Annotated in this window: 3 protein-coding genes and 1 pseudogene; 3 read left to right on the plus strand and 1 reads right to left on the minus strand. The window is 71.7% G+C overall.

All coding sequences use genetic code 11. The features are described from left to right. Positions 1 to 12 precede the first annotated feature (12 nt). Positions 13 to 1008 carry an L-glyceraldehyde 3-phosphate reductase gene (gene mgrA / locus Dsi01nite_RS38675; RefSeq protein ID WP_373318926.1) on the plus strand — a complete coding sequence of 332 codons (996 nt, stop codon included), beginning with the start codon at positions 13 to 15 and terminating at the stop codon, positions 1006 to 1008. Here the strand turns inward: mgrA and Dsi01nite_RS38680 are convergent. After that, positions 997 to 1503 carry a hypothetical protein gene (locus Dsi01nite_RS38680; protein ID WP_203851359.1) on the minus strand — a complete coding sequence of 169 codons (507 nt, stop codon included), beginning with the start codon at positions 1501 to 1503 and terminating at the stop codon, positions 997 to 999. The two genes, mgrA and Dsi01nite_RS38680, sit on opposite strands and share 12 nt — an antisense overlap. Before the next feature lie 114 nt (positions 1504 to 1617). Between Dsi01nite_RS38680 and Dsi01nite_RS38685 the strand changes: the two are divergent. Together Dsi01nite_RS38685 and Dsi01nite_RS38690 are read left to right on the plus strand one after the other, a co-directional pair. Then, positions 1618 to 2847, plus strand: a pseudogene (locus tag Dsi01nite_RS38685) (MFS transporter); the annotation flags it as partial. Positions 2848 to 5468: 2621 nt separating this feature from the next. Then, positions 5469 to 7275: hypothetical protein (locus tag Dsi01nite_RS38690; RefSeq protein WP_203851361.1), on the plus strand; the 1807-nt coding region annotated here is incomplete at its 3' end.

The raw sequence follows: 7275 nt of genomic DNA on the forward strand, positions 1-7275 counted from the left end.
CAGCTTAAGATCCTGTTCGTGGCGTATGAGGCGGCTTCGAGCCGATACCAAGACATGCAATACCGGCGCAGCGGGCGCAGCGGGCTGAAACTGCCGGCGATCTCGCTCGGCCTGTGGCACAACTTCGGGCACGCCCGCGCGTACGAGACCCAGCAGGCGATCGTGCGTCGCGCCTTCGACCTCGGTGTCACGCACTTCGACCTGGCCAACAACTACGGGCCCCCGCCCGGCTCGGCGGAGCTCAACTTCGGCCGGATCCTCGCCGAGGACCTCCGCCCCTACCGGGACGAGCTGGTCATCTCCACGAAGGCCGGCTACGACATGTGGGACGGCCCGTACGGCGAGTGGGGCTCCCGCAAGTACCTGACGGCATCGCTGGACCAGTCGCTGCAGCGGATGGGCCTCGAGTACGTCGACATCTTCTACTCCCACCGCCCCGACCCGGACACCCCGCTCGAAGAGACGATGGGTGCGCTGGACCGGGCCGTGCGGGCCGGCAAGGCGCTCTACGTGGGCATCTCCAACTACACGCCCTCGCAGACCGCGTCGGCGGCGGCGATCCTGCGGTCGCTCGGCACGCCGCTGCTCATCCATCAGCCGCGGTACTCGATGTTCGACCGTTGGATCGAGGACGGGTTGCTGGACGTGCTGGCGGAGGAGGGGGTCGGATGCATCCCGTTCTCGCCGCTCGCGCAGGGGCTTCTGACGGATCGCTATCTTTCCGGCATTCCGGACGATTCACGAGTGCGGACCAGCCGGTTCCTGAACGAAAGCGACTTGTCGGACTCGCGCCTTCAGACGATCGGGGCGCTGAACGAGGTGGCCCGCGAGCGGGGGCAGAGCCTTGCGCAGCTCGCCCTGGCGTGGGCGCTGCGCGACCCGCGGGTCACCTCGCTGATCATCGGGGCGAGCTCGGTGACGCAGCTGGAGCAGAACCTCGGTGCACTGTCCGCTCCCGCGCTGTCCGCCGACGAGCTCGCCCGCATCGACGCGCTGCTAGCGGCTTAGCAGGCTGTTCAACGTATTGATCACCGGCTGGAGGGCGGCGGGCACCGCGCCGTCCTTCGCCACGACCTGGTCGCCGCCGTAGCTGACGCTGTAGGTGTAGCCGTCCGCGACGTTGCTGTTGTCGTTGACCTTCGGCAGCTTCGAGAACCCGACCTGATCCAGGGTGCTCTTGAGGGCGGCGAGCTCCGCGGCGGTGAGCTTGCCCTCCTTCGAGCCGCTCTTGGTCGTCAGCGTCCACCCGCCGTCCGGACGCACGACCAGGCGGTCGTTCGTGCCCGCCAGGCCGCCGGTGCGGGTGAACACCAGCAACGTGTCACCGACGTTCGGGGCGGCGCTGGTGCTGGTTACCGGGCTGCTGGGCGCGGTCGGCGCGGTGGCGCTGCTCGACGACGGGGTCCCGCTGGCGCCGGCCGTGGTGTCCGTCGTGCCATCCGCGCAGCCCGCCAGGGCCAGCGTGAGCAGGGCGGCGAGGGCGATCGGGGTCCTCGGCTGCATCTTCGTCTCCATCTCGGTTGGACTGTCCGGTCGTAGCTCGGGTTCCCCGTGACGTGTGCTGCGTTACGCGTTACTCGCTCGTTTTTTGTCGTACCCCCACGACATGATTGCCCCATGCGCCTCGACCCGTACCGTCACGTCCTCGCCCTCCCCGGCGTGCGGTCGCTCATGGTGCTGGCGCTGCTGGCCCGCATCCCGATCACCGCCATCGGGGTCACGATGACGCTGCACGTGGCGCAGGACCTCCACCGCGGCTGGGGCGCCGCCGGCCTGGTCGGTGCCGCACTGACCGTCGGCACCGCCGTCGGCGGCCCGCTCAACGGCCGCCTGGTCGATCGTAAGGGCCTGCGCCCCATGCTGGTCGTCACGACCGCCTGCGAGGCGCTGTTCTGGGCCGTGGCGCCGTCGCTGTCCTATCCGGCGCTGCTCGTCGGGGCCTTCGTCGCCGGCGTGTTCTCGCTGCCGGTGTTCTCCGTGGTGCGCCAGTCGCTCGCCGCCCTGGTCCCCACCGAGCAGCGCCGCCAGGCCTACGCGCTGGACTCGATGTCGGTCGAGCTGTCGTTCATGGCCGGGCCGCCCGTTGCCGTCCTGCTGATGAGCACCCTGTCCGGCCGGGTCACCATGTGGTCGATCGGCGGCTGCCTCGTGCTCGCCGGCCTCGCCCTGTTCCTGACCAACCCACCGGTCCACGCCCCCGCCGACCCGGCCGCGCCCGCGGACGACGCCGCCCCGGTCCGCCGCCGCGACTGGCTCACCCCGCGTTTCATGGCCGTCTGCGCGGCCGCGGCCGCTACCACGATGGTCCTCGCCGGCACCGACCTCGGCATCGTCGCGATGCTCCGCGAGGCCGGCAAGGTCCAGCTGGTCGGCGGTGTGCTCGCCGCGTGGGGCGTCTATTCGCTGATCGGCGGCTTCGTGTATGGCGCGCTGACCCGCGCCGTGCCCCTCGTCGCCCTGATCGGCGGCCTCAGCCTCTTCACCCTCCCGATCGGCGTCGTCGGCGACCGCTGGTGGCTGCTCTTCATCGCCCTCCTGCCGGCCGGTGCCCTCTGCGCCCCCACCCTCAGCGCCAGCGCCGACCTCGTGAGCCGCCTCGTCCCGTCCGCGGCCCGCGGCGAGGCCATGGGCTGGCACGGCTCCTCCCTGACGGTCGGCCTGGCGATCGGCTCCCCCCTCGCCGGCTGGGCCATCGACCGCGGCTCGCCGGGCTGGGGCTTCGCCGCGGTCGGCGCCGTCGGCCTCCTGATCACCGCCGTCCTGCTCGTCCTCCGCCGCGGCAGCACCCCACTCGACCCCACCCCCACGCCATCCGCTCCCACGCCGCCCGAAGCCAGCACTCCCACGCTGCCCACGGCCAGCACTCCCACGCTGCCCACGGCCAGCACTCCCACGCTGCCCACGGCCAGCACTCCCGCAGCCACGGCCGCCGCTGCCGCGGCCTCCGCAGCCACGGCCGCCGCGGCTACCGCTCCACCGGCCACCGCGGCCACCGCGATGTCGGCTGCTCCGGCCGCGGCCGGCACGAACCCGGCGGCCCCGCAGCCCGTTGCCCACTCCCCCGCAGGCGGGCTGCCCGTGCTGCCATCCGCTGTCGCGCTGCCACCCGCCGCGGCATTGACCAGCACCGAGTAGACCTGGGTTCGGCCCGGTCAGCACCGCCCACCACCGGTGTGCGAAGCACCGGCCTGGCACCAACGATCCACGGAGTCGCCGCGGGTTCCCTCAAGGTCGACAGGCTCCTCGTCCTCGCACCATGCGGGCAGCCTCGTCTTGTCACATGGCCGCGCTCCCGGTGATCGAAGCCGCGAAATGGCCGTCCGCACAGCCCTGGGGCGGCTTCGATCTCGTCGCAAGATCAACGAAGCGGGGCCGGGGCAGAAGAGCGGTCGAGAGGTCGTGTCCGCTGCGGTGGTGCAGGGCCGCCTGCCTGCACGCTTCGGGCAGCCGCGGTTGTGCAGTGATGGCGGACCCGTGCTTCCTGGAGCCGTGCTTCCTGAAGGAATCGCTTCCGGCTGCACCACCGTTGCGTGCTGTGGCCCGCGGACGCGGTCGTGGTGCTCGCGCACGGCTGGATCGAAGTCGTCCCGTGTCCCGTCCGGACGGCCGGGCCGCGACTTCGAACTGTGCCGGGTCCCAGCGGGATGGCGCGACAAGCGGAACCATTTCCGGGGTCAGGTGCCCTGGGATCCTTCCGGTTGTGGAGAAGTCCGGCGACGACCCTCGCACGTCCGGCGTGCGATCCGGCGTTGCCGAGGTCCGGGTCAACGTCCGGCGTGCGATCCGGCGTTGCCGAGGTCCGGGTCAACGTCCGGCGTGTGATCCGGCGTTGCCGAGGTCCGGGTCAACGTCCGGCGTGCGATCCGGCGTTGCCGAGGTCCGGGTCAACGTCTTCGCCCGCTTGTTCTCCGCCGGGAGGAGATCTTCCTGGTGATCGAAGTCGCGGGCCGGCCGTCCACACAGCCCGTGCACGACTTCGATCACGCACATCCGACCGCGCCGCCCGTCCGTAAGACCGCTCGTCCGGCCGTGCGGCAGGTGGCGGCCTGGGCGTCGGACGTCGCGAACGGTCACCGCGCTGGCGTCGACGGAAGGGCCCTGGACGTCGTGCGGACGTCCGCCAGAAAAGCGTGAAGGGGTGGGGGCCTGGAGACGCCTCCTGCGTTTCACGCTTTCACCGAAACGCGGCGGCGGATGCGGCGGCTCGTTCGTGGTCCAAGGCACCCGACCGGTCGCACACCACCACAGCGGACACGACCCTTGGCCGGAGTAGTCGGTGCGGCCGGAAAGTGTGGATGGTGCGGTTTGGGTTGAGTTGGGGCGGCGGGAGGTCGGTTAAATCTTTGTGTTGGCACGTTTCCGGCGGGTTCACGCTGTGGTGGTGCCGGGCGTGACGCGGGGCGAGCGGATGGATCACCGAGCGTGTGCCGGCGGGGCGGGTCCGGCGGGAGCGGCCGGGAGCGCCGGGGGCAGCGGGACGGGCGGGACACGCCCGCGCACGGAATTGTCCGGAAGGAGACCGTTTCGGGATCCGGCGTGCCTGGGAATCAGTCATCTCGGCGGCGGAAACCGGGGCGGGAAACCGCATCGGATCCCGTTATCCCTCGACCCGCCGGGCGGACTGGAATTCGGCGGCGGGGTCGGCGGGTATACGGCCGGCGACGTCATGGCAAACGGAGTCTTACCGCCGCTCAGGTGGCCCGGGCGGCGGCGGATCGTGCACCTTGCACGATGCGGTGGATCAAGGAGGAGCAGGGAGCACTTCCGGCCAGGGGCGGGTCACCCACAGCACCTCCGGAACGGGTCGCGGCATCGTCGGTCGTCGTTGCGTAAACGCGATTCGGCGGGTGGTGAAGATCGAGATGGGAGGCGGACGTGTACTTCGTCACCCGGGACGGCACGGGCGCGGGGCTGGACGGGACGGGTTTTGGCTGTTCAGAGTGGGTGTACGCAGTCAAGTCGAGCGGATTGACCGGCTGTGGCACACAGGACAGGGGCTCGATCAGCGGGTATCCAGGACTGGGTCCCATCGATGGGTCACGTCCGGGTCGACCGATTGGAGAGGTTTTGCTGGCAGTGCGAACAGCGGCGGAGGCGATCACCGCTAGGACAGTGGCGGTCACGGAACGTATCCGTCGAGTAGGGACCGCTGACATGCGCAACTCTCCGGAAAACTCGTCATCAATAGGGGTGAATCGGGCCGGAACCACCCGGCTGTCGGCCATATCCGCCGGGTCCGACGACAAACAGGATGGTTGCGTCCGTCACTCAGCGCGGTACGATCCGCCAGAGCCGCCATGCGGTGATCGGTGCGGAACCCCCTCCGCATCGCACCGCTCGTGGCACACCCGACGGAGGGCGATCTTGACTATCTGCTGCCCGCTTGCAGCAAGCGCGCCGGACCAGCAGGCTGCGATGCGCACCTCGGCATTGCTGCCCGTCGGGGTAGCAGATCGTGCGAGGTTCGCATGAGCACCGCGATGCAGGTCCGCCTGCGGCACTGGCCCGGCATGAAGGTCTCCTGGCTCGGCGCGGGGGCGGTCGTCCACTCGGGCGACGAGCCCAGCCCGGGCGCCGCGGCGCTGGTCGTCTCGCCGCACGGCTCCACCGAGTGCGCGGTGGTCATCAGCTCGCACACCGTCAAGCTCCAGCCCGCGATGGTCGAGGAGTTGGCTGAGGTCCTCGCCAACGGCCTCCCGCGAGGGTTCACCGCGATGCGGTTCGTCGCCTGGGACGGCGCCTGCGCCACCAACGAGCGACCCGCAGCGGCACACATGATCGCGATGCGGCTCGGGATCGACGTCATCGCCGCCGCCGGGCCGCTGCTCGGCGTGCCGGGCGGGTCGCTGTTCGCGCCGATCGGGCGTGGCGAGCACCGCCCTGGCGGGTTCTGGCGGTTCCGGGCCGGCGCGCAGCCGACCCGGGTCGGCTGGCGGTTCCCGGCGCCGCACTGGGAGGCCGACCTCGGCGAGGTGCCCGAGCTGCCCGGCGACCTGGTCCTGGACCAGATCCCCGCGGGGCTGTGGCTGCACCGCCGGCGCGTCGGCAGCGTCACCGACCTCGCGTATTCGGTGCCGACCGACCACTCGCACCCCTCGATGATCCTGTCGCACCCCGGTGAGGAGCCGTTGCACCGCGACGAGCTCATCCAGGCCGTCTCGGTCATCCCGGCGCTCGCCGCCGACAAGTGCGTCTTCACGCCCTACGGGCAGCGTCCGCTCCTCGACGGGCCCGTCGGGCCGGTCGTCGCCGACGTGCTGGGCCGGGCCGTGCACGTGCGCACCGGGCTCCCGCTGTGCGCACCGGCCGGGCAGCGTGCCGTCGTCACGATCGACCAGAAGGGTCTGCCGCGCTGGCGGACGTTCGCCCGGGAGCTGTGGCACGCGCCGCGCACCGGTGCGCCGCGGCCGGTCGACTGGGTCAACCCGTGCCCCGACGTGCTCGACACGCCGGCGGGTGCGGCCACGTTCACGCTCGGCAGCGGCTGGGTCCTCGAGGTCATCCAGGCCGGTCTGTGGATCCGCCCGGAGCACCTGACCGACCCCGCCGACTGGATCCGCGGGCTGCCGGTCGACGTCAACCGCTGCGCCGTCGTCGTGGGCGCCCCGAACGCGGCCGAGCTGCCGCCCCCGGGTCACACGATGGCCGATGTGCTGGAGAAGCTCCCCGTCGACGCCCGCAAGCGGGCCTACCTGGCCGTGCCGCGGGGCGCCGCGCCGAACGTCTTCATCCTCGCGACCGCGCTGCGCGACTCGCTGCCGGAGCCGGGCGAGGTCGAGCTCGTCGGCCCGTCGGCGTCGGCGCTGCCCGCGTTCCCGCCGTCGACGACCGGGTCGTTCCCTGCGGTCGGCTCGACGGGCTCGTTCCCGGCCATGGGGTCTACCGGTTCGTTCCCCGCCACGCCGCACAACGGCCACCGGGCCGACGGGCCGTTCCTGGTCAACGGGCGGCCGGCCAACGGGCACCCGTCCGGCGCGCACCCGACGGTGTCCCGCCCGGCGCACAGCTCGTTCGACCACGACGAGCCCGAGGATGCCTACCGCAACGGCTACGACGGCTCGCGGACCGGCTCCTTCGAGCCGCTGAGCAACCCCGACCGCCGCAACGGCAGCGAGCACCGCAACGGCAGCGAGCCGCGCACGGGTGGTTTCGCGCCGGTCGAGCCGACCTCCGGGTCGTTCGCCGCGGTGGAGCCGCGGACCGGCTCGTTCGCCGCGCCCCGCAACGGAGCCGACCCGCGCAACGGCGCCGACCTCCGCAACGGCGCCGACCTCC

It is taken from the genome of Dactylosporangium siamense (genome assembly GCF_016862795.1).
Lineage (GTDB): Bacteria > Actinomycetota > Actinomycetes > Mycobacteriales > Micromonosporaceae > Dactylosporangium > Dactylosporangium siamense.

What these genes read in the sequence shown, in the direction of transcription:
- Dsi01nite_RS38680 (WP_203851359.1), bottom strand. Translation starts at nt 1,503, where the DNA reads ATGCAGCCGAGGACCCCGATCGCCCTCGCCGCCCTGCTCACGCTGGCC.